Genomic DNA, 314 nt, shown 5'->3' with positions numbered 1-314 from the left:
ACCGGTCGTACCCCATCGCCGGGGCCCCCGAGCCCGCGCACCTGTCGGTGTACTCGCCGTGCAGCAGCTTTATCGTCACCCCGACCCGGGCCATCTCCCGATGCACCTCGGCCCAGTCGGGCTCGGCGAACACGCTCTCGTGTTCACCACGGCCCGGGAACAACAGCGAGTACACCTCGCCGTCCGGTAGATCTGCGACATCGTCCCAGCCGAGCTTGGCGGCATCGGCGGCCTCCAGCACCGCAGCGACGCTGTTGCGCGAAATCTGCTGCGAGGCCGCGATCGCCCGCCCCGACAGACCCTCGGCCCGCAAC

1 pseudogene is annotated in these 314 nt (G+C 70.1%); it reads right to left on the bottom strand.

The annotated features are described in order from the left end of the window. Positions 1 to 313, bottom strand: a pseudogene (locus G6027_RS18335) (IS21 family transposase); the annotation flags it as partial. Position 314: the final 1 nt, after the last annotated feature.

This window comes from Dietzia sp. SLG310A2-38A2 (genome assembly GCF_014145095.1).
Lineage (GTDB): Bacteria > Actinomycetota > Actinomycetes > Mycobacteriales > Mycobacteriaceae > Dietzia.
Note: the sequence above shows the minus strand (reverse complement) of the source record. Positions and strands in the feature narration are given on the sequence as shown.